17 protein-coding genes are annotated in these 25,701 nt (G+C 70.4%); 10 read left to right on the forward strand and 7 right to left on the reverse strand.

Annotated features, from left to right (window positions below; genetic code table 11):
* Nucleotides 1-469 precede the first annotated feature (469 nt).
* A complete protein-coding gene (locus tag WMF26_RS43655; protein WP_437997541.1) occupies nt 470-1,048 on the reverse strand; it encodes a nuclear transport factor 2 family protein in 579 nt (192 codons plus the stop codon).
* 117 nt (nt 1,049-1,165) lie between these two features.
* Nucleotides 1,166-2,641 (reverse strand): alpha/beta fold hydrolase, encoded by a 1,476-nt coding sequence (locus WMF26_RS43660; RefSeq protein ID WP_437997542.1) that lies wholly within the window; start codon nt 2,639-2,641, stop codon nt 1,166-1,168.
* Between the two features lie 142 nt (nt 2,642-2,783).
* Between WMF26_RS43660 and WMF26_RS43665 the strand changes: the two genes are divergently transcribed.
* Nucleotides 2,784-3,686 carry a helix-turn-helix transcriptional regulator gene (locus WMF26_RS43665; protein ID WP_437997543.1) on the forward strand — a complete coding sequence of 301 codons (903 nt, stop codon included), beginning with the start codon at nt 2,784-2,786 and terminating at the stop codon, nt 3,684-3,686.
* 191 nt (nt 3,687-3,877) lie between these two features.
* Nucleotides 3,878-4,993, forward strand: a complete 1,116-nt coding sequence (locus WMF26_RS43670) for a S8 family serine peptidase (protein WP_437997544.1) — start codon at nt 3,878-3,880, stop codon at nt 4,991-4,993.
* A 61-nt stretch (nt 4,994-5,054) separates the two neighbouring features.
* Here WMF26_RS43670 and WMF26_RS43675 read toward each other — a convergent pair whose 3' ends face one another.
* Entirely contained in the window at nt 5,055-7,031 is a 1,977-nt protein-coding gene (locus WMF26_RS43675) for a TolB family protein (protein ID WP_437997545.1), read from the reverse strand.
* A 344-nt stretch (nt 7,032-7,375) separates the two neighbouring features.
* Here WMF26_RS43675 and WMF26_RS43680 point away from each other — a divergent pair, with 344 nt between their 5' ends.
* Entirely contained in the window at nt 7,376-7,750 is a 375-nt protein-coding gene (locus WMF26_RS43680; protein ID WP_437569191.1) for an RNA recognition motif domain-containing protein, read from the forward strand.
* A 192-nt stretch (nt 7,751-7,942) separates the two neighbouring features.
* Here the strand turns inward: WMF26_RS43680 and eno are convergent, their stop codons facing one another.
* Entirely contained in the window at nt 7,943-9,238 is a 1,296-nt protein-coding gene (gene eno / locus WMF26_RS43685) for a phosphopyruvate hydratase (RefSeq protein WP_437333981.1), read from the reverse strand.
* Nucleotides 9,239-9,540: 302 nt separating this feature from the next.
* Here eno and WMF26_RS43690 point away from each other — a divergent pair, with 302 nt between their 5' ends.
* The 6 genes from WMF26_RS43690 to WMF26_RS43715 all read left to right on the forward strand — a co-directional run bounded on the left by WMF26_RS43690 (nt 9,541) and on the right by WMF26_RS43715 (nt 19,858).
* A complete protein-coding gene (locus tag WMF26_RS43690; protein ID WP_437997546.1) occupies nt 9,541-10,182 on the forward strand; it encodes a DotU family type IV/VI secretion system protein in 642 nt (213 codons plus the stop codon).
* Nucleotides 10,183-10,186: 4 nt separating this feature from the next.
* Complete coding sequence (locus tag WMF26_RS43695) at nt 10,187-11,281, forward strand: type VI secretion system protein (protein ID WP_437997547.1); 1,095 nt, start codon at nt 10,187-10,189, stop codon at nt 11,279-11,281.
* A 280-nt stretch (nt 11,282-11,561) separates the two neighbouring features.
* Nucleotides 11,562-16,991, forward strand: a complete 5,430-nt coding sequence (locus WMF26_RS43700) for an AAA family ATPase (protein WP_437997548.1) — start codon at nt 11,562-11,564, stop codon at nt 16,989-16,991.
* Nucleotides 16,988-17,368, forward strand: a complete 381-nt coding sequence (locus WMF26_RS43705; protein ID WP_061626751.1) for a response regulator — start codon at nt 16,988-16,990, stop codon at nt 17,366-17,368. Before WMF26_RS43700 ends, WMF26_RS43705 begins: the two co-directional genes overlap by 4 nt.
* 260 nt (nt 17,369-17,628) lie before the next feature.
* The gene (locus WMF26_RS43710) at nt 17,629-18,384 is read left to right on the forward strand and encodes an Hsp20/alpha crystallin family protein (RefSeq protein WP_437997549.1); all 756 of its coding nucleotides are present in this window, start codon (nt 17,629-17,631) and stop codon (nt 18,382-18,384) included.
* Between the two features lie 163 nt (nt 18,385-18,547).
* Nucleotides 18,548-19,858, forward strand: coding sequence for a thrombospondin type 3 repeat-containing protein (locus tag WMF26_RS43715; RefSeq protein ID WP_437997550.1), 1,311 nt, complete (start codon nt 18,548-18,550; stop codon nt 19,856-19,858).
* Between the two features lie 653 nt (nt 19,859-20,511).
* On the opposite strand, the gene WMF26_RS43720 is transcribed toward WMF26_RS43715, so the two are convergent.
* The 3 genes from WMF26_RS43720 to WMF26_RS43730 all read right to left on the reverse strand — a co-directional run bounded on the left by WMF26_RS43720 (nt 20,512) and on the right by WMF26_RS43730 (nt 24,299).
* Complete coding sequence (locus WMF26_RS43720; protein ID WP_437997551.1) at nt 20,512-21,510, reverse strand: hypothetical protein; 999 nt, start codon at nt 21,508-21,510, stop codon at nt 20,512-20,514.
* Nucleotides 21,511-21,519: 9 nt separating this feature from the next.
* The gene (locus WMF26_RS43725; protein ID WP_437997552.1) at nt 21,520-22,338 is read right to left on the reverse strand and encodes a PEGA domain-containing protein; all 819 of its coding nucleotides are present in this window, start codon (nt 22,336-22,338) and stop codon (nt 21,520-21,522) included.
* 296 nt (nt 22,339-22,634) lie between these two features.
* Nucleotides 22,635-24,299: a protein kinase domain-containing protein gene (locus tag WMF26_RS43730; RefSeq protein ID WP_437997553.1), complete on the reverse strand. Its 1,665-nt coding sequence runs from the start codon at nt 24,297-24,299 to the stop codon at nt 22,635-22,637.
* Between the two features lie 586 nt (nt 24,300-24,885).
* On the opposite strand from WMF26_RS43730, the gene WMF26_RS43735 reads away from it, so the two are divergent.
* Nucleotides 24,886-25,683, forward strand: a complete 798-nt coding sequence (locus WMF26_RS43735; protein ID WP_437997554.1) for a GNAT family N-acetyltransferase — start codon at nt 24,886-24,888, stop codon at nt 25,681-25,683.
* Nucleotides 25,684-25,701 lie beyond the last annotated feature (18 nt).

The following is a 25,701-nucleotide window of genomic DNA, read 5'->3' on the forward strand; positions in this document are numbered from 1 at the left end:
TAAGGGAGTGCACGGTTGCGGTCAAGGAGCGCGACGCGCAATCCCCCGGTGCGCGCCGCAGACCGCCTCATAATGAACATCATCGTGTTGAACGTCGACGCCGGCGCTGGCGAGGAGTGCCTTCCTCGTGCCGAGGGTAAATTAACCTCGTGGTGGAGTTCGAGTTCCTTCAACGCGCTTGCCGTTCGCTGCAGGAGCGATCGCGACGTCGCCTTGACCTCGGCGCCCTGATCGTCGGTCGAGCACGCATCGAAGGAGAATTGGCAAAGTCCGCCAGTTAAGCGCCGCACCAATCAGAAGTGCACCGTCGTACCCTGGCATCACGGCCACGACGCGCTGACGATTCCAACGCTCAAGCTCATCATTTTTTCCCTGATGAACGGCAACTATACGTATTATTATAATTGATCCCGCGCCGCGCCATGAACACGGTCTCCACAGGCCTCCGCCTTCGGAATCCTGCCTTTCTTTAGAGACCAATTGTTGGTCCTGGCGATGCCACGTTATAATTCGATCCGAGCGCGTCTCCGAACGCACGCTGCAGGACGATGGGATCGAAGTACTCGTAATACTCCGCGATCTGCCCGTTCTGGATCACGAACATCGCGGCGTACGTGTTGTTGTAGGGTCCCCCGGACTTGAGCCGAATCTCGCCGCGGTAGGTCACGAAGAACCGGGACGGGTCGACCATGTCGTGGACGACGCGGTCGGGGAACCGCATGCTGGCGAAGTTGTCGGGCATGCCCCGGTATTGATTGAAGATCGCGGCCCGCCCCTCGAGCCGCTTCGGGAAGCCTTCCGGAGAGAAGGGCATGACTTGCGTGCCCTGCTCGGCGAAGAGCTCGGAGAAGCCGCGGATGTCGAACGCCTCCAGCCGGGCGAAGAAGGCGTGGACGACGGCGCGGTTCTTCTCCCGCACCTCCGATGAGCTCGAGCTGGACATGACTTCCTCCGTGGGCCTGCGCTGCGGCGAGGCGCAGCTGGGGGTCGAGATGATGAAGAGAGACAACACCGCAAACTTGAGCGCGCGTCGCATGGCTTCCTCCATGGCGCCAGCCAGCGTGGCGGCCGGCGGCGACACCGGCACGCCGCACCGCCGGACGGGCGTGATGCAAAAAGGGTTGATCGGCGCCGGTCGCGCTTCCCCGGCGCGCCGGCCGCCGGCTCAGCGCGCAGCCAGGGTCGCGCGCAGGTGCGCGGCGGCCTCCTGGCTCGCGCGCTCCACCGTCGCCGGGTCGTCGTAGAAATGGAACTGCGTTCCAGCCGTCCACACCACGCGCGGCGCCGCCGGCATCGCGGCCGCGAAGCGCTTCGCCCCGTCCGGAATGGCGCCCTCCTCGGAATGGACGATGAGCGTCGGCGCGCGCAGGCGCGGCGCGCTCGCCAGCGCGTCGAACTCCAGCCACCCGGGCCACGACATCACCGCGAATCGATTCCCCCACTGCGGGATCCCGCCGCGGCGCACGTCCAGGTAATAGTCGAATTGACCGACCATCGCCGCGCTCGAGTCGGTCACGCTCACGGCCGGCACATAGCTGACCTCGCCCGTCGCCGCGAAGCGCGCGCGCGCCTCCCTCCCCTTGCGCACCCGCTCGGCGACGCCCTCCGGCCCGCCGTACACCGAGGCGGCGAGCGCCGCGTCGTGGAGCCACGGGGCGACCATCACCACGCTCTTCACGCGCGGGTCGTCCGCCGCCTCCGCCGCGACGTATCCGCTGCTGGCGCAGACGCCCACGAGCCCGAGGCGGTTACCGTCGACGGCGGGGTGCGCCGACAGGAACGCCACCGCGGCGCGGATGTCCTCGATCTTCCGCGCCGGCGACTCCTCGTGACGAGGCGCCCCCTCGCTCTCGCCGAAGCCGCGAACGTCGAACGTGAGCGCCGCGAATCCGGCGGCCGCGAGGCGCTGCGCGTACAGCGAAGGCATCTGCTCCTTCACCGTCGTCCACGACCCGAGCACCGCCACCGCGGGCACGCGCTCTCCCTCCCGGGCGCTCGCCGGCAGGTGCAGGACGCCCACGAGCTCCGCGCCCTCGCTCGGAAAGCGCACGTGCTCGACGCGGTAGTCGGGCGCCCGCGGGGCGGGGAGGCCCGCCCGCTCGCGCGCGCGCTCGAGGAGCGCGGCGTTCCCCGTCGACTCGCCGGGGATCATGCGCATGCGCGTCACCTTCCACCCCGAGGCCGTGCGCGCGAGCTCGTGCTCGTAGCGGCCGGCCAGGCTCCAGAGCTCGCCGCCCGCCGCGCCGGCGAGGTGGTGAGCCGCCTGGAAGCGCGAGCGCACGCGCGCGAGATCGGGGTCGACGAAGCTCACCTGCTCGTCGCGGATCGCGTGCTGGGTGCTGTCGAACGCCGACAGGAGCGGTTGCCACCGGGAGACGATCTCCTCGGGCGTGAGCAGCTCGGGGATGCCGTAGTCGAGCACGACGCGCCCGGCGAACGCCGAACGCACCGTGTCCCACTGGCGCAGATCGGCGCCTCGGGCGACGTTGTGGATGGTCTCCAGGATGGCGGATCGGTCTCTCGTCGCGTTCTGCATGGGGTTCTCCTTCGCGCCGGGCTGGACGGCGCTGGTCGGGCTGCCACAGGCGGTGAGCGCCAGGGCGAGAGCGGCGATGGCGGCGCGGGCTCCGGTGGTCGTCATAGGGGCTCCTGATCGCGCCGTGAGGGTGCGCCCGCGCGGCGCCCCGCGCTTGAACGAAGCCCGCGCGCGCCGTTGAAGAAACCTGCGCGGAGGGGACCTGCGCCGTTCGCCTCGCGCCGCCAGGGCAGGTAAAGTCGGGCGGGTGAGAGGTCGCAGCGCGGTTCCGTTCGTCGCCTCGAGCTCGTCCGAGCCCGTCGACGCGCTCGCGTCGGCGCGCATCCACGTCTCCAGCGCGCACCTGGGCTGGCCGGAGGTGCACGTCGAGGTGGGGGAAAACCCGTCGTGGGACGTGCACGATCTCACCGTGCGCGCGCATTACCTCGCGCTGAACACCGACCCTCACGCGCTGACCTTCGAGGCGGTCGTCGACGGGCGCCCCCGCGAGATCACCCTCACGCCAGGGCAGCTCTGGTTCTGCCCAGCGGGGGAGTCGTTCACGCACCGCGTGGCGGCGCCCGCGAGCTTCGCCATCGTGACGCTCGAGCCCGAGAAGGTGCTCCGCGTGCTCGGGGAGCCCGAGGAGCGCGAGCTCAGGCGGGCCTACTCGGTCGATTCCCCGCAGCTGGAGCACCTCGTCCGCGCCCTCTCGGCCGAGGCCGAGCGCGGGGGCCCGAGCGGGGCCGTGTTCGTCGACGCCCTCGCCACGGCGCTGGCCGTGCAGATGGCCGCGACGTTCGCCGTGAAGGCGGCGCCCGCCCTCGCGGCGCGCGGCGGGAAGCTGTCGCGGGGCGCCCTCCAGCGCGCGCTCGAGCTTGTCGACGCGGAGCTCGGCGAGGGGCTCACGGTCGAGCGCATGGCCGGCGCCGCGGGGCTGAGCGCGGCGCACTTCGCCCGCGCGTTCCGCCGATCCCTCGGCGTCGCCCCGCACCAGTACGTCATGCGGCGGCGCCTCGAGCGCGCCCGGCAGGCGCTCGAGGCGCGGGACGCCGATATCCTCAACGTCGCGCGCCGGCTGGGCTTCGCGGACCAGGCCCACCTGACCCGGCTCTTCAAGCGTGAGTTCGGCGTGACTCCCGGACAGTACATGCGCGATCGCGCCCGCTGACGCGACAGGCGCCCAGGCCCGACGGGCCGAGCAGCCTTGTGGCTCGCGCCGCCGTGGCGACGACTCGCATCGTCCTCATCGCCATCACCCTCGTCGCCACCGCAGCTCAGCTCGCTCCCCCGCACGGAATCCCGCGCTCCACGGCGCGGGCGAGGGCCTCGGCGGCGAGCCGCTGAGCTAGCATGGCGCCGATGCCGCTCGATCACCGGCGCATCCTGCCCATCGCGGACCGGCTCCACGCGGAGCCCGGCTATGCAGGCCGGGATGTGACCATCGCCTTCCTCGACTCCGGCTTTTACGCCCACCCGGACCTCGTCACGCCGCGCAGCCGCATCCTCGCCTACCACGACCTCTTCGCCCCCGAAGCGGACCTCTCCGCGCTCGAGCGCCCCGACGTCTCGTCGTGGCACGGCATGATGACCTCGGTGGTCGCCGCCGGGAACGGCGCGCTCTCGGGGGGGCGCTTCCGCGGGCTCGCCTGGGAGGCGAACGTCGTGCTGGTCAAGGTCGGCTCCGCGCACCGCATCGTCCACGACGACATCCGCAGGGGCATCGAGTGGGTGATCGCCCACCGCGAGCAGCACCGGATTCGCGTGCTCAACATCTCGTGCGGCGGCGATTACGAGGAGTCGTACCTGACCGGCGGCCTGTCGCGCGCGGCCGACGACGCGACCCGCCACGGCATCGTCGTCGTGGCGGCCGCGGGCAACGCCGGGCACGACGCCGCGCACAACGTCCTCCCGCCGGCCAGCGCGCCGAGCGTCATCGCGGTCGGGGGGCTCGACGACGGCGGCGCCGGGGAGCAGACGTGGCACTACCACTCGTCGTACGGGCTCACCCTCGACGGGCTGCAGAAGCCCGAGATCATCGCCCCGGCGATCTGGCTGGCGGCGCCCATCCTGCCCGGGACGCCGACCGCGGCGCAGGCGCAGCTCCTGTCGCTGCTCGACGGCGCGCGGGACGAGGATCTGCCGGGGCTGCTCGTCGAGCACGCGTGCGTCGATCCGGACCTCGACGCCGTCGCCGGGCGCGAGCCGTACCTCGTGCGCCAGCTCGCGGCCGCCAAGCTGCGCGACCAGAAGGTGATCTCCGGCCACTACAAGCACGTGGACGGGACGAGCTTCGCCGCGCCGATCGTCAGCAGCGTCGTGGCGCAGATGCTGGAGGCGAACCCGCGCCTGTCCCCGCAGCAGTGCCGGCGCATCCTGATGAAGACCGCGCGCGGGCTGCCCGGCATCCCGCTCGAGCGGCAAGGCTGGGGCGTCGTGCAGCCCCGCGCGGCCGTGGCCGCGGCGCGCGCCGCCTGAGCGGGCCGCGCTCCGGGACGCGCCCGGCCGCGGCGCCGAGGCCTGCCCCGCCCAGCCGCCCTCACCGCGGCACGGGGAGCGCCTTCTCGGCCCACTGCGGGATGTGGTTCCCCGTCGGGTCCGTCATGTCGTCGTTCTGCTGGGGCATCCACACCGGCGCGAAGCTCGGGTCGCCCTGGATCGCCCCGCCCGGCGCGAGCGTCACGGCCGCGAACCAGAGCTGCGGCTTCGTCGTGCCGTCGGTCGACCCGGGCAGGCGCAGGCCGTAAGGGCGCCGCGACGAGAACGCGACCCAGTAGATGTTCTTGCCGCGGTAGATGTCGTGGCCCGGCCCGAAGCGAGGCCACGAGTTCGCCCAGGTGTCGCCGCCGTTCGCCCGCGCGAGGTCGACCGGCGCGCCCCCCGCGACCGGGATCAGCTGGAGGCGCGCGGAGTTGTCGTCGTAGGCGTCGCACGGGTCGTTGCCGGCGGCGCCGTTGCCCGGAGGCCCGTCGCAGCTCGACGTGTTGAACACCACCCAGGCGCCGTCATCGGAGATGGCGGGATAGTAATGGGTCCGGCCCTGCTCGCGCGGCACGAGCACGCGCGGCGCGTCGAACTCGCCCTCCCCGTCCGAGGCGGCGACCAGGATCTGCGCGCCCCGCACCGTGTCGCCGTAGAGCTCGGGGCCCGCGCCGTTCTCCCCCGGCTGCCACGCGACGAACGCGAGGTGCTTGCCGTCCGGCGACCAGAACGGCTGCGTCAGCCGCTCGCCCACCTCGCCGAACAGGTCGCCGAACGCCTCGAGCGTCTCGTTGGCGCGACGGAGCGTGAGCGCGCCGCGGAAGGCGTTGACCATGAGCTCGCCGTCCGGCGAGAAGGTGGTCATCGTCGCGAACCCGTCCGGGTCGGTGTTGCGGAGCGCGATGATCTCCGCGGTCGCGACGTCCACCAGCGCGAACGACGACGGGCCGCTGCCGCCGAACGTGAGCGCCATCTTGTCGCCGGCCTGCGCGAGGGCGTGGCACCCCATGCACGGCATCTCCTGCCCGTTCGCCAGCGGCGGCGACTGCTCGTTCTCCCAGAACAGCTCGGGCGGGCTCGCCGCGTCGTCGAGATCGTAGCGGTAGATGGCGGCCGACTGGAGCGACGTGCCGTCGGTGCGCCAGTAGTACAGGCCGCCCGAGAGCGCCGCGCTCGCCCACCGGACGTCGATCGCCGCGCTCACCCCGAGCTCGCTCCCGTCCTCGGCGGCGAGGCGGACGCGCGTCTCCATCGCCTCGCCCTCGCTCGTGCGCACGAGCATCGGCACCATCTCCGCCGGGAGCGCCATCGCGCACCCGCCCGCGTCCGGGATCGCCTCGCAGGCGCCGATGATGCGTAAGTTGATGAAATCGCCGAAGATTTCTATACGGCCGACGCTCTGCCCGGCGCTGCCCTTGCGGACCTGGAGCTCGACCGTGCCGATGTTGGAGGGGAAGAGCGCGCCGTCGAGGGGATAGGCGATCGCGGGGGCGTTCGCCGCCGCCGGGGCGCCGCCGAACGCGGCGCTCGCCCCGGGGGGAGCGCCCGGCAGCGCGACCTCGCCGGCGAGCTTCACGGTGACGTCGGCGCTCGCCCTGAGGGAGCCGTCCGCGGCGGTCACCCGGACGCGTCCGGGGGAGCTGGTCGTGAGCTGGCCTTCGTTCACGTGGACGAAGAGGTCGTCGGCGGTCCAGGTCACCAGCGCGGTGACGTCGCGCTCGGCGCCGTCCTGGAAGCGGCCGACGGCCTTGAGCTGCGCCGAAGCGGTCTCGCGGAACGCGAGCTCGACCGAGGTTGCGCCCGGCTCGATGCGCAGCGCGACGAGCCCCTCCACCGCGCCGCTGCTCGAGGAGCCGCCGCCGCCCTGCGCGCCGCTCCCCGACGCGCCGCCGCCCTGCGCGCCGCTCCCGGACACCCCGTCGCCCGAGGAGCACGCCGCCCCGGACGCCGCGATCGCCGTCGCGAGGACAAGGAGGAGCGTCGCTCGGTGCCCCGTGCGCGAGCCTGTCCTCGCGGAAAACGCGCGTGATCTCATGGTGTGATCTCCAGGTTGAGCGTCGAACGGGCAGGCTACCATGCCCGGCTGCAGGCCCCCGCGCGCCGCCGCCGAGCGCCCGCCCGGGGGGGGGAGCATGACCAGGCAGACGCGGCCAGCCTGGGGGAATACCTTGCGTACCCCGCCGCCGGCCGGTAGCTTCGAGACGCCTCAAGGCTCGTTCGTCCTCGACCTCTGATCCGGCCGCCTGCTGCAACGTGGTTGCCTCTTCCGAACGTGGGGTGACGGCCGGTCGTCGGGGAGCGTTTTCGCGTGCGGCCCGCGGCACGATCCGGGCCGTCCGCGAGGGAAGCGGGGATCGTGCAACGGGATTGGCGGCAGACATGAGCAAGCGGCTTTATGTGGGGAACCTGGCGTTCCATTCGACGGAAGACAACCTGCGCAACGCGTTCGAGTCGGCAGGCGTCGAGGTTCTGTCGATTCAGTTGATGACGGACCGGATGACCGGGCAGTCCCGCGGGTTCGGCTTCGTCGAGGTGAGCGACGCGCAGGCGCAGGCGGCCATCAACGCGCTGCACGGCAAGGACCTCGACGGCCGCACCCTGACGGTCAACGAGGCGCGCGAGCGCACCGGCGGCCCCGGCGGCGGCGGCGGGGGCGGGGGCGGCTTCCGCGGCGGCGGCGGCGGCGGCGGTGGCCGTGGCGGCGGCGGTGGCCGTGGCGGTGGCCGCGGCGGCGGCGGGCGCGACCGCTGGTAGCCGCAGCGAGGTCGAGCCCCCCTGGCGCTTCGCCAGGGTGATCGGATCGGCGGGGGGACACGAAGGCGGGAAGGCAGGAAGAAAGATCAACGATCTTCCCGCCTTCCCGCTTTCGTCGTGGCGCTCTCCTGGGCGGAGGCGCCCCGACCCGGCGGCGCGGCGGCCTCGCGCCAGGCCGCGCCGCCCTGCGCTCTAGCTGGCGCGCTGCGCCGCGGGGCGGCGGAACGGCTTGCGGCCGGCGAAGATCTGGCCATCGCCGAGCGCGTACGAGATCCGGAGCAGCTGGTTGTACTTCGCGACGCGATCCGAGCGGGACGCGGAGCCGGTCTTGATCTGGCCCGCGTTCGTCGCGACCGCGAGATCGGCGATGAACGTGTCCTCGGTCTCGCCCGAGCGGTGCGAGATGATCGACCGGTAGCCGCCCTCGGCCGCCTGGCGGATGCACTCGAGCGTCTCGGTGACCGTGCCGATCTGGTTCAGCTTGATGAGGATGGCGTTGGCGAGGCCGTCCTCGATGCCCTTCGAGAGGCGCGCGGGGTTCGTCACGAACAGGTCGTCGCCGACGAGCTGGACCTTCTTGCCGAGCCGCTCCGTGAGCAGCCGCCAGCCCTTCTCGTCGTTCTCCGCGACGCCGTCCTCGATCGACACGATCGGGAACGCCTTGCTGAGCTCCTCGTAGATCGAGACGATCTCCTCCCGGGTCTTCTGCTGCTTGTCGAAGGTGTACCGCTCGGTCTTCGCGTCGTAGAACTCGCTGAGCGCCGAGTCGAGCGCGACGCCGACGTCCTCGCCCGGGCGGTGGCCGGCGGCCTCGATGGCGCGCACGACGTACTCGAGCGCCGACCGGTTCGACGCGAGGCGCGGGGCGAAGCCGCCCTCGTCGCCGACGGCCGTGACCATGCCGTCCTTCTTGAGCAGCCCCTTCAGGGTGTGGAAGATCTCGGCGCCCGTGCGCAGCGCCTCGGCGAACGACTCGGCGCCGTAGGGGACGATCATGAACTCCTGGATCTCGAGGCCGTTGTCGGCGTGCACGCCGCCGTTCAGGATGTTCATGAGCGGCGTCGGCAGGACGCGCGCCGCGGCGCCGCCGAGGTAGCGCCAGAGCGGGAGGTCGACCGTGTCCGCGGCGGCGCGGGCGGCGGCCATCGAGACGGCGAGGATCGCGTTGGCCCCGAGCTTCGACTTGTTCGCGGAGCCGTCCGCCTTGATGAGCACCTGGTCGAGCTCGGCCTGATCGAGCGCATCCATCCCGAGGATGGCCGGACCGAGGACGGTCTCGATGTTCTTCACCGCGGTGAGCACGCCCTTGCCGAGGTAGCGCTTCTTGTCGCCGTCCCTGAGTTCGACGGCCTCGTGCTCGCCGGTCGACGCGCCGCTCGGCACGGCCGCGCGGCCGGTGCCGCTCAGCGTGGTGACCTCGGCTTCGACGGTGGGGTTGCCGCGCGAATCGATGACTTCGCGGGCGATGACGCTCTGGATCTCCGACATGACCTCTCCTCAAGGGACCGCTTCCGCGCGACCCCGGCAGCTCTCGAAGGGGGCTCGAGAAGCGGCGGGAGCATAGGCACGGCCCTCCCCGGATGTCGACGCTCCGGTGCACCCGCGGCGCTCCAGCGCGCCGCGCCGCGCCGGAGCCGCCGACGGCCGGCGGGGCGCGCCTCGCGGCTGACGCGGAGCCGACACGCGGCTGGACGGAGCGGGCGCTCGCCGCGCCGTCGGCCCGAGCGCGCGGACGCGCACGCGCGCCCGGGTCGACGGGCCACGCGCGCCTGGCGTAAGCTCGCGGCCGCGTGGAAACCTCCATCGGCGTCTTCGGTGAGGAGATGCTCCTCTGGCTCTGCATGCTCCGCCAATCCCCGCGGCGGCCGCCGGCCGATCACGTGCTGCGGCAAGCGAACCTGCTGCTCGAGGAGCTCAAGGGGTCCAAGCTCGCGCAGGACATGCCGATCGCCTCGGTCGACGACGGCATGTTCGCGATCGCCGCCTTCGCGGACGAGCTCGCGATGTCGCTGCCGGACCTCCGGCCGGTCTGGGCCCAGCGCCCGCTCCAGGCGGCGCGGTGGATGACGAACAACGCGGGCGTCGAGCTCTTCGAGCGGCTGGAGCGCGTCCGGAGCGGCCCGCTGCCGGTGATGGCGACCTACGCCTGCGTGCTCGGCCTCGGCTTCCGCGGCCGCTACGGGCTGCCGGGGCAGAGCGCCGACGACCTCCTGCGGATCCGCCGCGATCTCTCGCTGAAGCTCGGCGTGGATCCGGACCGCGACTGGAGCGGCGGGGTGCTCCGGCCGGCGCGCGTGGACGGCGTGGACGCGCAGCACCTCCCCAACCTGCCGCTGTGGCAATCCGCGCTGGTCGGGCGCGCCCTCGCGGCGCTCGTCGCGATCGGCGGCGCGGTCGCGCTCGGGTGGACGATCGCGCAAAAGGTCGGATGATCGGATGAGCGGCTCCTTCGTGTACGAGCTGGCGAGCGTCCACGCGCTGGTCCAGCAGGCGAACCCGGACAGCGACCAGGGGATCTACGCGGTCCCCTGCTACCTCGTGCTCGGCGAGCCGGGCTCGGGCCGCTCCACGGTGATCCGCGCGATGAACCTCACCTGGCCCCCGGGCGGCGCCCCGCTCCAGATCGGCGTGCCCGGGGCGCGGTGCTCGTACTGGCTGGCGAAGGAGGCGCTCTTCATCGAGCCCGAGGCGTCGGTGCTCGGCCCGCGGCGGGAGCCGGCCGAGCTCGCGCAGCTCTGCGACGAGCTGCGCCGCTCGCGGAAGCGCGAGCCGATCGACGGCATCCTCCTCGTCCTGAGCATCGCGGACTTCGCCGAGCTCGACGAGCAGGGGGTCGAGGCGTACGCGAACCGGATGCGCGCGTACCTCATCGAGGTCGGCCGCGCGCTGCGCGCCGACGTGCCGGCTTACGTGGTGCTGTCGCGCTACGACACGCTGTGGGGCTTCGCCGAGGTGTTCCAGTGGACGCACGAGCGCGGTCGCGAGGAGCCCTGGGGCTTCACGCTCCCGCTCGAGGCGGGCCCGGGCGCCGCGGCCCCGCGGATCCTCCAGGAGCTCGAGGGGCTGAACGCGCGGCTGGAGTCGTACTGTCTGGCGCGGGTGAGCTCGGAGGACCCGCCCGACGCGCGGATGCGGGCGTTCCAGCACCTGGCCGAGGTGCGGGCGCTGATGGCGCGGCTGCGGCAGCTGTTCGGGGCGCTCGCCATGGAGAACGCGTTCGAGCGGGCGCCGTGGCTGCGCGCGGTGGCGATCGGCAGCGCGCTGCCCGGCATGGGGGACCGGCTCCGCGCCGGGGTGACGCGGTTCATCAACATGGGGCTGGCGCAGCCGCCGCACGTGGCGGTCGCGCAGCGGCCCGGGGGGCTGCCGATCCACGCGACCATGAGGGTGGTCGTGCTGCCGGAGCGGGACATCGTGCCGCTCCGGCCGCGGTGGCGGGACGACCGGTTCACGCTGTTCGGCTTCGTCGGCGGGCTGCTCCTGCTGCTCGCGGCGGGTCTGACGGAGCTGATCCTGCGGTTCGTTGGGTGACGTGACGCCCGCGGCGCGGAGGAGGGTGACCGGCGAGGCGGCCGCCGCGCCTCCTCCGCGGCGACCGCGCCCGTCTCCGCCCCGCGCCTGTTGAGGCGCAGCGCCGCCGGCGCCGCGCGCCCGGTTGACAGGGCGTGCGGAAGGCTCATACGCACGCGATGGGGGGGCGCGTCTCGCCTGCGGGATCGATCCACCGATCAGGGCGCTCGCCGCGCGGCGCACGGCTCGGTGCGCGGCGCTGCCCCGGCGGGACCGGGGCGGCGGGCGCGAGGACGGCGCGATGACGCACCTCCCGATCCAGCCAGGCGCGACCCGCATCCGAGGGCACCACGTCACCGCGAAGATCGGCGAGGGCGCGGGCTCGGCCATGTACCGGGCCCGCCGCGACGCCGACGGGCTCGAGGTGGCGATGAAGATGCTGTACGCCGATTACACGCGGATCGGCGATATCCTCCGCTTCAAGCACGCCTATCGCGTCATCCAGCGCATCGACTCGGCGAGGGTCCTCAAGGTGCACGCCGTCGAGGAGCACGGAGACGGGCTGGTGCTCTTCACCGAGTATTTCCCGGGCGCCCCGCTCTCCTCGACGCGGAGTTCGGCGGCGGCAGGCGAGCTCGACGTCTTCGCGGTGCTCGACGCCGTGATCCCCGTGGCCGAAGCGCTGGCCGACATCCACCGTCACGGCCTCATCCACGGCGACGTGAGGCCCCCGAACATCCTGCTCGGAGAGGGCGGCCAGGTGAAGCTCACCGGCTTCGACGTCGACGCCCTCGTGACGCGCGAGAAAGAGGAGATCTATTCCCGCCACGTCCTCACGGAGGTGCTCCCTTACGCGTCGCCCGAGCAGACCGGCCGCATGAACCGCAGCGTGGACTACCGCACCGACATGTACTCGCTGGGGGTCGTGCTCTACGAGATGCTCACCGGGCGGCGGCCGTTCGAGGCGGCGGACCCGCTCGAGCTGATGCACGCCCACATCGCGGTGGCGCCCGTCCCGCCGTCGGAGGCGAGCCCGGCGGTGCCCGGCGCGCTCTCGGCGATCGCGATGAAGCTCCTCAGCAAGAACGCCGAGGATCGCTACCAGTGCGCCGAGGGGCTGAAGGCCGATCTGGAAGAGCTCCGGTCGCGGCGGCGGAGCAGCGGCCTCTCGGGGGCGTTCAGCCCCGGCCAGCACGACAGGAGAGACCTCTTCCGGCTCCACCAGAAGCTCTACGGCCGCGAGGGGGACATCCGGGCGCTCATCGATTCGTTCGACGACGTGCTCCGGGGCAAGCGCACGATCGTCCTCGTCTCGGGCTATTCGGGCATCGGCAAGTCGTCGCTCGTCCAGGAGATCCTGAAGCCGCTGGCGCGCGAGAAGGGCTATTACATCAGCGGGAAGTACGATCAGTACAACCGCGACAGGCCCTACAGCGCCCTCGTCCACGCGTTCGACGGGCTCATCAAGCAGCTCCTCTCCGAGAGCGAGGAGCGGATCGCGGCGTGGCGCGGCGCCATCCTGGAGGCGCTGGGGAGCAACGGGCAGGTCCTCTGCGACGTGCTCCCGTCCTTGAAGCACATCCTCGGCGAGCAGCCGCCCGTCCCCGCGCTCGGCCCCGTGGAGGCCCAGAACCGCTTCATCCTCTACTTCCAGAAATTCGTCTGCGTGTTCGCCCGGCACGCCCACCCGCTGGCCGTGTTCCTCGACGATTTGCAGTGGGTGGACTCGGCCAGCCTCGGCGTGATCGAGAGCATCCTCGCGAAGGACGGCGTGGAGTCGCTCTTCTTCTGCGGCGCTTACCGCGACAACGAGGTGAGCCCGACCCACCCCGTGCTCGTCGCGCTGGAGGAGCTCGAGAAGGGCGGCCTCGGGGTGCGGCGCATCGTCCTCGCGCCCCTCGGGCTGGGCCACCTGACCGAGCTCGTGCGCGACAGCCTCCAGACCGCCGACGGGGGCCCGCTCGCGGCCGCGGTCCTGAAGAAGACCGCAGGCAATCCGTTCTTCGTGAAGCAGTTCATGCGGCACCTCTACGACGCGAAGGCGCTGGTCTTCGATCCGGCGAGGGGCTGGGGCTGGGATCTGCGGCAGATCGAGCGGCTCGGGTGCACCGACAACGTCCTCTGCCTCATGGCGGAGACGATCCGGCGCCTGCCGCCGGCGACGCAGCGGGTGCTCCGGCTGGCCTCGGCGATCGGCAACACGTTCGAGCTCGACGTCCTGAACACCGTGAGCGAGCGCGCCCCCGAGGAGACGTACGCGAGCCTCGACCACGCCTTCGGCGAGGGCCTGATCGTGAGCGCGAACGGGCAGGCTCGCTTCGCGCACGACAAGATCCAGGAGGCCGCGTATTCGCTGATCCCGGAGCGCGACAGGCCGGCGTTCCACTACCGGATCGGGAGGCTCTTGCTCGGCAAGCTGCGCTCCGACAGGGGGCACGACCTGTTCGACGTCGTCGATCACCTGAACAGCGCGGGCGATCTGATGAAGGACCCGGAGGAGCGCATGGAGTCGGCCCGGCTCAACCTCCAGGCCGCCGCGCGCGCCGAGGAGTCGGCGGCCTTCGCCGCGGCGCTGAAGTACCTGGAGCACGGCATGGCCATGCTGCCTGCAGACGCGTGGACCACCGATTACGAGCTGGCGTTCCTCTATCACACGAAGAAGGGCCTCTTGCAGTCGCTGTGCGGGCGGCACGACGACGCGCTCGCGACGCTCACGGTCACCTTCGACAGGGCGGAGGGGCGCCGCCACCAGACGGAGGTGCGGCGCCTGAAGATGAAGGTCGAGATCCTGAAGAACGATCTGCCCGCCGCCATGGACGAGGGGCTCGCCGCGCTGCGCGCCTACGACATCCACCTGCCGCCCTATCCGGACGACGGCGCGCTCGCCGCCGAGCTCGCGCGGACCCTCGAGATCATCGGCGACCGCCCCATCGCGTCTCTGGTCGACCTGCCCGCGCTGGACGACCCCGAGATCGCCGCCCTCCAGGACCTCCTTCAGGAGATGTTCTCGCCGACCTACCAGCTCGGCACGAACAACTTCGGCATCACGGTGATGAAGGCGCTCCAGGGCTCGCTCCTGCACGGCATCTCGAAGAGCTCGATCTACGCCTACGTGAATTTCGGGACGTTCCTCTGCGCCGGGCTCGACATCGAGAAGGGCTACGCCTTCGGGCGGGCGGCGGTCCGCCTGAACGAGCGCTGCCCGGACGCGAAGTCCGAATCCATGCTGTGCAACATGTGGGGGGCGTGGGTGCAGCACTGGATGGACACCTACGAGAGCTCGAAGGCGTCGCTGCGCAAGGGCATCCACGCCGGCGTCGAGACAGGACAGTACATCTGGGCCTTCTACAACGCGTGCAACGCGAGCGTGAACGCCCTGCTCCGCGGGGCGCACCTCCACGACGTCCTCGAGGAGGCGAGGCTGCACGCGCCGCTCTGCAAGCTCGACGAGTTCAACACGATCACGTGGATGGTCGGGGCCGTCGCGCAGCTCAGCGAGCACCTGGGCGCGCCGGCCGGGGGCGACTGGAGGCGGGGGGCGTGGGTCGACATCGGCGCGGTCGCCGAGGAGGCCCGCCGCATCGACAACCGGGCGTCGCTCTATTTCTTGAACGTCTTCGAGGTCATCGCCGGCGTCTTCGAGGGCGCGTACGAGGAGGTGGCGGCGCTCTGGGGCAGGGCCGACCCCGGCAGCCTCGGGATGCTCGCCGCGTGGCACGCGAGCCCTTGCTATTACTTCTATGGTGGACTGGCCTTCTCGCGGGCCGCCGGGACCGCCGCCCCTGCGCTCAGGGAAGCCTACCTCGCGAGGCTCCGGGAGTGCGCGCGCAAGGTGGAGTCCTGGGCGGCCCTCGGGCCGGAGAGCCACCGTCACCGCGCCTCGATCCTGAAGGCCGAGCTCGCCCGGAGCGAGCGGCGCGAGGGCGCGGGCGCCCTGTACGATCAGGGGATCATGGCCGCCCGGGAGAGCCAGTTCCTGCATGACGCGGCGCTCGCCAACGAGCTCTGCGCCCGCCATTACCTCGATCTGGGCAGGACCTTCGTCGCGTGTGCCTACATGACCGAGGCGCACCGCCTCTATGGTCGCTGGGGCGCCGCGCGCGCGATGCGGCGCCTCGAGAGGGATTTTTCGCACGCGCTCCGGCCGGAGGCGATGCGCATGCAGGCCGCGGCCGGGCCTGCTCCGCCGTTCGATGCGCCGCACGCGAGGCTCGACCTCATCACCGTGCTCAAGGCGTCGCAGGCGGTCTCGGGCGAGCTGATCCTCGACCGGCTCATCGAGACCTTGCTGACGATCGTGATCGAGCACGCGGGCGCCGAGCGAGGCCTCCTGATCCGCCCCCGCGGCGCCGAGCACGACGTCGAGGCCGAGGTCGTCACCCGGCGCGGCCGGGTCGAGGTCACCCTCCGGCAGGCGCCCGTCACCCCGGCCGATCTCCCCATCTCCCTCCTGCACTACGCGACCCGCTCGCGGGAGAGCGTGATCCTGGACGACGCCGCCGTGCCCAACCAGTTCTCGGAGGACGCCTACGTGCGCGAGCGGCGACCCCGCTCGGTGCTCTGCCTCTCCCTGGTGAAGCAGGGGACGCTCGTGGGCGTGCTCTATCTGGAGAACAACCTGACCCCGCGCGCCTTCACCGCCGATCGCATCGCGATGCTGGAGCTCCTGGCCTCCCAGTCCGCCATCTCGCTGGAGAACGCGCGCCTCTATACCGAGCTCCAGCGCGAGAACAGCGAGCGCAAGCGGGTGGAGCTGGCGCTGCGCGAGCGGGAGGCGCGGATCCGGCGCCTCGTCGACGCCAACATCATCGGGATCGCCTTCTGGGACCTCGACGGCAGGATCCTCGACGCGAACGACGCCTTTCTGGCCATGATGGGCTACAGCCGGGAGGAGCTCGCCTCGGAGAAGATCTACTGGACGGAGAGCACACCGCTGGAGTCGCATGACGTGACCCAGCGGGCGGTCGACGAGATCGCCCTGACCGGCCAGTTCCGGCCTTTCGAGAAGGAGTTCTGCCGGAAGGACGGCAGCCGCGTCCCCGTGCTGCTCGGCGGCGTGCGGTTCGAAGGGTCGGACGACCAGGGGGTGGCGTTCATCCTCGACGTGAGCGAGCGCAAGCAGGCGGAGGAGCGCCAGCGGCTCCTGTTGAATGAGCTGAACCATCGGGTGAAGAACACGCTGGCGATCGTGCAGGCGATCGCCGCGCAGACGCTCCGCATGGCGGACTCGCCCAGGGCGTTCACGGAGGCGTTCCTCGCGCGGCTCCTGGCGCTGTCTCAGACCCACAACCTGCTGAACCAGACCTCCTGGCAGGGCGCGAGCCTCCGCGACATCGTGTGCGCCGAGCTGGCGCCGCACGCCGACTGCGACGCCGATCGGGTTCACGTGATCGGCGAGCACGTGCGCCTCCGCCCCGAGGCGGCGGTGACGCTCGGCATGGCGATCCACGAGCTGGCGACCAACGCGGCCAAGTACGGGGCGCTGTCGCAGCCGTCCGGCCGCGTCGAGATCGCATGGGACGTGAGCGCGGACGGGCGCGAGCCGCTGCTCTGGCTCGAATGGCGGGAGATGGGCGGGCCGCCGGTACGGCCGCCGCGCCGCCGGGGCTTCGGCTCGCGCCTGATCGAGCGCGACCTCGGGCGCCAGCTCGCCAGGGAAGTGCGCCTCGACTTCGTGCCCGAGGGCGTGCGCTGCGTGATGCATCTGCCGCTGGAGCGCGTGGCCGCATGATGCTCCCGGATCCCGAGGGCCCACGCGAGCTGGAGGGGCTGCGCGTCCTCGTCGTCGAGGACGAGCCGATGATCGCCTCGTCCCTGGAAGATGTCTTGACCGACCTCGGCTGCGTGGTGATCGGCCCGGCGTTGACCATGAAGGACGCGATCCGCCTGGCCCGCGAGGCGCCGATCGATGGGGCGAGCCTGGACATCAACATCGCTGGCGAGAAGGTCTATGCCGTGGCCGACATCCTGATGGAACGGGGCATCCCGTTCGTCTTCGTGACGGGGTACGGGAAGGCAGGGCTGCGCGAGTCCGATCTCAGCCGTCCGGTGCTGCAGAAGCCGTACAGCCTCCACCGTTTCGTGGAGATCGCCAGGCGGTGGCGATAGCCGGGCACCCCTGCGCGGCGATGCCTGGCGCGAGCGCGCGTCGCGCGTGCGCAGCGTCGAGCTCGTCCGCGCCCGTCGTGCCCGGTCCGGCGCCGGCGCGCGGGGTGCGCTCCCCGCAGGCGGGCTCATGGCGGCTGTTTGCGACGGCGCGCGCTCGGCCATGTGACGTCGCACGACGGGAGCCGTCGCATCGGCGCGCCCTTTCGCGATGGCGATGCGGCCTTATGTTTGCAATGACTCCTCGTTGAAAGGAGGTTCCCATGGCGGAGCAGCAGCGTCAGCAAGCGGGTCAAGACGTTCCTGTGGCCAGGTCGCAGCAGGGCAAGCCCAGCAGCCAGGCGACGGGACAGACATCCTCTCTGGGGGCCGGCGGTCCGTCCACCGGGCTGCAGCGCCAGCAAGGCGGCGGTCAGCTCGGGCGGTACGGCGGGGCGGGCGGGGTCTTCAGCCCGTTCACGATGATGCGCCGGATGATGGAGGATATGGATCGCATCTTCGAGGACTTCGGCTTCGGTGGGACGTTGTCGCCGTTCAGGCAGCCTCGCTCGCTTGCCGAGCAGGGCGGCGGTCGTGGTCTCTCGTCGTTCGGCGGCGGCCTCTGGTCGCCGCACATCGAGGTGGGCGAGCGCGACGGTCAGCTCGTCGTGAAGGCCGATCTCCCGGGCGTGACGAAGGACGACATCCGGGTGCAGCTCCACGACGACGCGCTGATCATCGAGGGCGAGCGCCGGCAGGAGCAGCAGGAGCAGCGCGAGGGCGTGAGCTACAGCGAGCGCAGCTACGGCTCGTTCATGCGCTCCATCCCGCTGCCCCAGGGCGTGCAGGCCGACGACGTGGACGCGAGGTTCGAGAACGGCGTCCTCGAGGTCTGCCTGAAGCTGCCGCAGCAACAGCAGCGCGGCCGCACGGTGCAGATCAAGAGCGGCGGCGGGTCCGCGGCGCAGATGGCCGGCGGGCAGGGGGCGACGGCGGGCGGAGGCACGACGGCGTCCGAGAAGGCGAATCGTCCGAGCTGAGCCGGCTCGGATTCGGAGGGGCGGCGGCGCGCCGCCCCTCGCCGCATTCCAGCTCTGGAGCTCGTACCACTTTGGTAGACAGGCCAGGCCCTGAATCCTGATTGTAGGCCAGCGATGCGGCGCGCTAGCATGTTGGGGCATGATTAGACGCCTCGGTCGAGCGATGGCACTCGTTGGTTCGGCCCTGCTCCTGGGCGGCGCGCAGGCCCACGCCCAGGAGCTCGGCGACATCGGGCTGAACCGGTTCTCACCTGCTCCCGTCGGAGATCCCTTTCAGGAGGTACAGTCCCCGACGATCGGCGGGCACATCGTCCCGCGAGCCGCGGTGTTCATCGACCATGCCGATGAGCCGCTCGTGCTGGAGCTCGGCTCCGAGCGCGGCGCCGTCGTCACCCACCAGACGTTCCTGCACTTCAGCGGTTCGTTCTCGCTCTGGGACCGCCTGCTCGTCTCTGCGGTGATCCCGGTCGTCGTCGACCAGGGCGGCGAGCGGCCGACGGCCTTCAACATGCAGTTGCCTTCGCCGCCCTCGGCCGCGATGAGCGATATCCGTGTGGGAGCCCGCGTTCGCCTGAGCGGGACGGAGGATGGAGACTTCTCTCAATTCTCCCTGGGGACCGACGTGTACCTCCCTACCGGCGAGGCGGGGATGTTCGTGAGCAATGGCGGTCTATGCCTCGCGCCGCACCTGCTCTTCGGAGGCAGAGGCGAGATCTTTGCGTGGACCATCAGTCTGGGCGGATTGTTCCACGACTCCGCGAGCGCCTCCGCGCTGACGTATGGCGGCGGCGCCGGGTTGTCCTTCTGGGGCGGGAGATTGTTCCTGTCGACGGAGCTGAGCGCGGCGACCACATTCCAGGCGATGGTGACGGCGGCGTTCAAGGGCCGTGAGTACAAGCCCCAGCTCCCGGGAGAGTTCGTCTACATCAAGGACGCGAATCGCTCGATCAGGCAGGACATCGGACACAACATCGAGCTTCTCTTTGGCGCGCGCGTCCGTCTGCTCGCGGGCGTCTCGGCGGGCCTGGCGGCCGGTCCGGGGCTCACGAGCGGCATCGGGACCCCCGCCTCCCGTATCGTCGCGGCGCTGAGCTGGGAGTTGCCCCAGGATGAAGAGGAGCGGGTCCCGGACGCCGACGGCGACGGCGTCGCCGACGCATCCGATGCTTGCCCCTACGCATCCGGGCCGCAGCGCTCCGCTTCGGCGCAGAGCGGCTGCCCGGAGGTGGATCCCGACGGCGATGGCGTCAAGGCTCCGGACGACGCGTGTCCCGACGAACGGGGCGTCCGGACGAAGAGCTGGCACAGCAACGGGTGCCCTTCCGTGGACGATCCGGACGACGACGGCATCCCCGACGCGGTGGACGCCTGCCCTGATCGAAGGGGCAAGCCCAGCAAGGATCGCACGACGAACGGCTGCCCGGACGCGGCAGGTGGCGGCCCACCGACGGGCGTGAGCCCGGGACCGGGTTAGGTCTGTCGACGTCGACGCCGTCCGCGCGCGACCACTTCGACGCGCAGGAGCACGCAGGCGCTCGACATGGGCGTCCAGCGGATCGGTGTTCTCATCGCCAATGAGAGGTCACATGGAGAGGGTCATCGACTCAGAACGACGCTCGTACGCCGCAGAGACAAGAGAGCCATCGCTCCGGCGATGTTCGGCGGAAACGATCGCCAGCTCGCGCGGACGGGCAGACCAATGGCGGATCCGCGTCCGACGCGCGCTTCGTTGGGCCACGGCTGGCGGGGCGGCGCTCCTCACGGCGGCCTCCACGCCGGCGGCGGCGAGCGGCGAGACGGGCGAGGATGCACCGTATACGACGACGAGCTGCGAGACCGCCGAAGACTGCCCTGCTGAATGTGCGGAGCAGACGTCCTGCGTATACGGAATGTGCCTGCCAAGGGCAGTGCCCGACGGTACTCTCTGCCCGGGAGGTACGTGTCAGGCGGGTGAGTGCACGCCTGAGCTGATCCTCCGGGGCGCCGGTTGCGCGTCGGCCGCACAGCCGCAGGAGGGCGCCTACCTCTCGACGCTCCTCCTCGTCGCCGTGGCGGCGTACGGGAGACGAGCGCGTCGACCTCCTCGAGCGCCCTCCTGACGGTCCGTCAGCAGACGGTGGTGCCAGGCTAGTCCAGCTGCGAACGACACAAGGGCCGCTGCTGCGTCCGATGTGGGCATTCAGGCGTCGCGTGAGCAAACAGCACGCCCAAGACGTCGTCCTTGTACTTGCGGAGCTCAGCACAAACGTCTTCCGGCAAAGTCACGCTGTCGGTGATCTCGCGCCCTTTGATCTCCTTGTGAATAAACTCGGGGATGATCGGGGCGACCCGGCAATTCCTATCTCGCTCATCGCATATCCCCCAGCGCCCTCCAGACTCTTTATCTTTCATTTGTATCGCCACATTGATATCGCTGAACTTCTTGCCCAGCAAACTCTCCCGCAGCGAGCTGTCGCCTTTCAGCTGGAACACGCACGGCTCCCCCTCCGCCGGGATGTCGATCCTGTCCGTGGGGGTGTGCGAGGCGTCAAAGCATTTGTGAACGTCGAAGCAGTCGAGCGCGCCCTTGGCTGCGTCATAGTCAGCGATCTCCGATAGTACATCGACCGGCAGGCAGGTCGAAAACGCGCACGCCTGATCGGTCTCCTGGTCCGAGCAAGCAGATTTCCCGAACTTGAAGATCACATCCTTTCGCTTGAGCGCCTTCGTCGCACAGAGGAATTCGAGCGGAACGAATGTGGTCGACGACTCATGCTCGGGCACCGTGACGACCCTTTTGTTGTAACCTAGAATCTCCCCGTCCTCGCCGCCGCTCCAGGCTGACACCTCCACCGTCACCGGCTCGAGCGGATCCGGCTCCGGCGCGTCGAAGACGATCGATCCCGGGATGACGAGCCTGGGGTAGAGCTCGTTCGTGCTCGAGACCGAGAAAGAGTTGTGATATTTCACCGAGCCGGACACCGACACCATCAAAGAGACGGTATCCACGTTGTTGGGGATGCCCATATCTGTGTCGATGTAAACCTCCAGCTTTCCTGACGGAGCGCACGCTGCGGCTCCAAGCGCGCCGAGCAGGCAGCCCAGTGGCGCCATTCGCTGCGGTGTCATCATGCTTCGCGTCATCACGTCGTCTCCTCATCGCAATGGGTAGATAACATTCACGTCAGGGCTGCTCCTCGACGGCTCCAGCTCTGAATGTACGATGCTGGCGATGCCGCCCACCGCCACGGCGGTCAGGACCGCAGCGGCCGCGGTCCACACCCAGACCGGTCCTCCACGCGGTGGGCGAGCTGTGTCGAGGGGCATCGCGACGCGTCGGGCCTCGCCGTCCAGCAGCGAAATTTCACGTTCCTTCGGGAGCATGCCAGGCGCGGTCACGAGGAGGGTGTGCCCGCCCACCGGCACCGTGCCTTCCCAGCGCCCCCGGCCGACGACCCTGCCGTCGAGGGCGATCAGCTCGTTGGGACCGGCTGTGACGAGCAAACGAGCGCTCTGCACCTTCCTGACGAGCCTCACATGAAGGTCGAGCGGCTTCTCACCGGAGATCTCCACGACACGCTCGTACCTCCTGAATCCAGCCTTGACGATGCGAACTCGCCGCGTGCCGACGTCGATGCGGAGCGGTGCTTTGATCGGAGTCGTCCCGCGGGGCTCGCCATCGATGAAGACCTGGGCGCCTGCCTCGTCGACGGCGATGGTCATCAGGCTGATGTACGGCGCCACCGCCTGCGCCAGCTCTCTTGCGTCCTGCCGGTCTGCCGCGGTCACCAACGAGCTGGGGTGCTTTTCGATCTGGGACGCCAGATCTGCCACGCGCGTATAGTGCCCGAGGAGCTGCTCGCAGCGAGCCATGAACCAGAGCACTTCGGGATCTTTCGATTGCTCGTAGGCCTGGCGGAACTTGATGAGCGCGTTGGCGTAGTCTTTACTCTTGAGCAGCGTCTTTCCGGCCATGAAATCGACCCGCGCGGGGCCGTGGAGACGACTTTCGACCGAAAGCTGCGCCGCGGCTGGCGGAGCAGCCTCCGCCGTGGCCCCGGTTGCTGCCGGAGCAGGCGGCACCGCGGTCGCAGCAGGAGCTGGCGGGCTGCCCTCGAGCCCACGCTGAGGCTCCGGTGGGGGGTCCTGCGCGCCAGCCAGTGCAGCGCTGAGGCCGATTGAGAGCCCGATCGAGGCCGCGACGAGGCTCAGCTGAATTCCAGAACGCAGACACATGGGTGTCAATGATCTCATTTCTGATGACCTTCGTCTCAAGGGCCGCCGACTTGGCTGCGAGTTCTTTCGCCGAGCTTATCAAATGCGTCCTCGGTCGATTCAGGTGGAGGCGTGGGGCTGCTCGGCGCAGGACCGTCACTGTGAGATGTCGACACAGGCGGCTTCGGCTGCATACCTTCCGGGGCTCTCGGTCTGACCGGAGAGGCATTCTCCGGCTTTGTCGATTGTGCTTCCGCGTCGGGGGCATCCTGCTGCGCCGCCAAATCTGCGCTGGAAGAGGCCTCCGCTGCGACCGGCATCGGTTTCGAGGGATGCACCTCGGAAGCAGCATGACGAATCGTCGGCGCGACCAGCCCCGCCTCGGCCACGTCTCCTGCTCGCCGCGGCACGAAGCTGAACGCGCCGGCGATGCCGCCGGCGAGCGTCGCCACGGTGGCGATGATCGCGGCCAGCTTCTCTCTGGATGTATCCGGACGCCGGCCTTTGCTCTGCTCCCTCGAGGCCCTCCCCGGCTCGGGCGTGCGCATGGGTCCTACCTTCGGCGGCGTGCTCTCGCCGTCCGCATGGAACGCAGGAGAACGACGTTCCGCCGGCGTACCCGATCTGTCGGAGCCTGCATTGTCTGCTCGGATGGTCGACTCCATGCCGATCGGCGCATCCGCGTCCGGGGCGGGCTCCTGCGGGATCACGGACGTTCCTGCGGAGGGGTCCACGAGGACGGCGGAGCTCGGGGGCGGCCGCCTGCTGTCGTGCGCCTGCGCCGCGGATCGCGGGAGCGGGAGTCCCAGGAGCCGCGAGGCACGGACGGCGCACCGCGCGGCCTCCGGTGGACCGAAGGGCGCGATCGCCCATGCGAGCTCGGCGATGTTCTGGAATCGATCCGCCGGGTTCCGCTGGAGGCAGCGCAGGATCGCCTGCTCGAGCCCTTGCGGCAGGTCGGGGCGCAGCTGGCTCGGCGGCGTCGGCGGCTCCTCGTGAACCCACACGACCAGCTCGGCGAGCGACTGCGCAGGGAACGCCGCTCGCCCCGTCAAGATCTCGTAGAAGAGCGCCCCGACGGACCAGATGTCGCTTCGCGGATCGACATGGCGGGCCGATCGCAGCTGCTCCGGGCTCATGTAGAGAGGTGAGCCAAGCAGGGCCGAGCTCTTGGTGAGCCCCAGCTCCTGCTCCCCGTCTCCGGCGTCGCCGATGGCCTTCGAGATCCCGAAATCGAGGACCTTCACGGTCCGGAGCCCGCCTGCTCCATTCGCGAGGAACAGGTTCGCCGGCTTGAGATCGCGGTGCACGATGTTCATCGCGTGCGCCTCCGCGATCGCCTCGCACGCGCCCAGCACATGCGAGGCGGCCTCGAGGATGGACAGCGGACCGTCTTGCCGGAGCACGCGCGACAGGTCCTTGCCCTCGAGGAACTCCATCACCATGTAGGGCTGGCGGCTCGGCAGGTCTGCGACGTCGATGACGCGCACCACGTGCTCGCTCGAGAGACAGGCCGCGAGCCGGGCCTCCCTCCGGAACCGCTCGACCACCTCCGACGAGGCTTGCGGCAAAAGGAACTTGATCGCGACAGCTTTCCTGAGCTGGATGTGCGTGGCCTTGACGACCATGCCCATGCCCCCCTTGCCCAGGACGTCCTCCACCCGGTACTTGTCGGCGATGATCTCCCCGACGGACACCGGGCACTCCGGAGGAGCGCTCATGCTTGCGTCATCGCGCGTTGAACCAGAGTGTTCATGCGATCCTCCATGACGAGCCCGCGTTAACGATGCATGCAAGCGCCGCTGTCAACGGCAGCGGCAAGCAACGACCGCGCCGCCGTGCACCCACACGCGGCGCTCCGTCGTTCGCCGACCGACCGAGGTGCCAATGGCGCCGCGACGTGCGCCAGACCACCGTACGAGAATGACGGGAACGAGAGCAGGTGAGCGCCTCAGCGGAACCGCTGGCTGACCAGACCCTCCTCCCAGGAAGTCCGCTGGAAAAGCTGCTCGAAGCTGCGCGGTTGCAGCTGTCACACCGGCGTAACGGCCGTAACAGGCGTAACGGCGCGCAGGTGTCGCGTCTCCGTCGAGATCAGGGAGCCGGAGATGCCTCCCGACCTGGAGGTGCGCTCCACGCGGCGCGAGATCGCGTGGCACGCCCGCTGCAAGTCCCGCCGCGAGCAACGCGAAGTACGCGCTGGACGCGCAGCACGCGCTGCGAGTTCCGCGGGGACGAGCCGGCGACCGCGCCGGCAGCCCGGAACCCTTCTCAGAATGCCTGCGCACCGTGTCGGAGGAGTTGATCATGATCTCGATTCACTGCCGTATCGCCCACACGCGCAAGGAGCTCGACGACGCGCTCCGCATCCGCTGGGAGGTCTTTGGTCAGGAGCTAAATCTCATCGCAGCCGCACCTGTCGCGCCGCGTGAGGTCGATCCGTATGACACCCTCGATACAACGATCCATTTCGTCGCCTACGCGGACGAGCAGCCCATCGCGACCACCCGGCTGCTCTTGCCCAACCCCGAGGTTGCGCTCGCCCGCCGCGGCTGCCTCGGCGTGGACCTCGAGTCCAGGTTCGATCTCGGAGTCCTTCATGTCCCAGGGCTCTCGCTCGCGGAGGTCACCCGTTTCTGCGTCCTCGCGCGTCATCGGAGCAGCAGCGCCCTGAGCGCGCTCCACGCGGCCATGCTCGAGGAGAGCCGCCGCCGCGGAATCACACACTGGATCGCCGCCGTGAACGCGGAGACCGACCACGCGGAGGACGCCACGATCATCCTCCAGGTGGCCGCCGCGCTCGGGCTCGTGAGCCCGCGGGTCCGCATCTCCCCTCTCGGCGGCGAGCCGCCGCCGACCTCGCCCGGAGTCCCCTTCTACAGCGAGGAGGAGCGCGCGCGGGCCCGCTCCGGCGCTGTCCGCGGATTGCGACTGCCCCGGCCGCTCCGGGTGTTCACCCGCCGGATGACCGCGCGCTTCATCGGCCCGGCGCGGTACGACAGCCGCTTCCGCCGGTTCGCCATGCCCCTGTTCGCCTCGGTGGAGGAGCAGGCGCGGGCGCCGCGACCCGTGACGACCACACCCATGACGCGCAAGGCCGCCTGAGCAATCACCCATCTTGAA

The organism is Sorangium sp. So ce185 (assembly GCF_051526825.1).
In the GTDB taxonomy this organism is placed as follows: Bacteria; Myxococcota_A; Polyangia; order Polyangiales; family Polyangiaceae; genus Sorangium; species Sorangium cellulosum_D.